This window comes from Mesorhizobium sp. dw_380 (genome assembly GCF_018588885.1).
Lineage (GTDB): Bacteria > Pseudomonadota > Alphaproteobacteria > Rhizobiales > Rhizobiaceae > Mesorhizobium.
This window is the reverse complement of record NZ_JAFFIW010000137.1, coordinates 1-851: the sequence shown is the minus strand read 5'-3', so window position 1 is coordinate 851 and position 851 is coordinate 1. Positions and strand designations below refer to the sequence as shown.

Here is an 851-nt window from a genome sequence, read left to right as displayed (position 1 = left end):
CGCGATCACTTGCGCAAGCTGCTGCACCTGAAAATCGATCTGAAGGTGCCATCCTCGTTTTCTGATTTGCTTGACGAACTCGATAGGCAAGAGCGCCAGGACGCCAAAAGTCGTCACTAGCAGGGGCGGTTTCGGCGCGCCGGATTTCACAGCTAGTTGTGCAGCAGCATGCCCGCTTCCTCAGCGGCAGATTCAAAGGCTGTTCGGACCTCTTTCGGCGGGGTTTTGCCTTCCATCGCCGCGATGCAGAGTTCGACCGCAGCTTGCCACTTTTCGCCGCCGCGCCTGGGCCATTTCAGCAGTTGCCCGGCCGCTCCCTCGACATGGTTAACGCCACACCGCATGCCGACCTCATCTGTCTTGACGTAAACGGTTGGCGAAAACCAAAGGGGCATCACTCGCGACAATCGAAGCACACGAATAGACCATTGCCTATCGCGACTTCCACGATATCGGCGGTCAGTTCGTCGTCGGTGTCTCTGAGATAGGGGGCAAGATGCCGGATCAATTCGATCGCCGATTTGACCGACACAATATCGCCCGATTGCGCATTCCGGAGATTGAGCTCCAGAAGCAACTTAGCCGTGGCGGGTCTTGCTGCCCACCCAGCGATGCGCATCGGCGGTGCCTCCCAGCATAAGCACCATGAGCCGATTAGTGTCACAATTCAATTTTTAGTCAAAACCGTACAAAGGGCGACCGACCCATCGCAGACATAAGAAGCCCAGCGCGATATGAGGGTACCGCGCCGGGCTCGTTGCGCAAGACGGTCCTGTGGACCAGTCCAACTAGTAATAACACCTAAGGTAGAGAATGGTTCCCCTGCCGGTTGCAGAGAGCGGCGTCTCAGC

The 851-nt window shown here is 57.1% G+C and carries 2 protein-coding genes; both read right to left on the bottom strand.

Annotation, left to right across the window (positions count from 1 at the left end; translation table 11 throughout):
* Positions 1–152 precede the first annotated feature (152 nt).
* Positions 153–395 (bottom strand): DUF982 domain-containing protein, encoded by a 243-nt coding sequence (locus tag JT360_RS33255; RefSeq protein ID WP_214477703.1) that lies wholly within the window; start codon positions 393–395, stop codon positions 153–155.
* Entirely contained in the window at positions 395–619 is a 225-nt protein-coding gene (locus tag JT360_RS33250) for a hypothetical protein (protein WP_214477700.1), read from the bottom strand. The genes JT360_RS33255 and JT360_RS33250 overlap by 1 nt, the downstream gene beginning before the upstream one ends.
* Positions 620–851 lie beyond the last annotated feature (232 nt).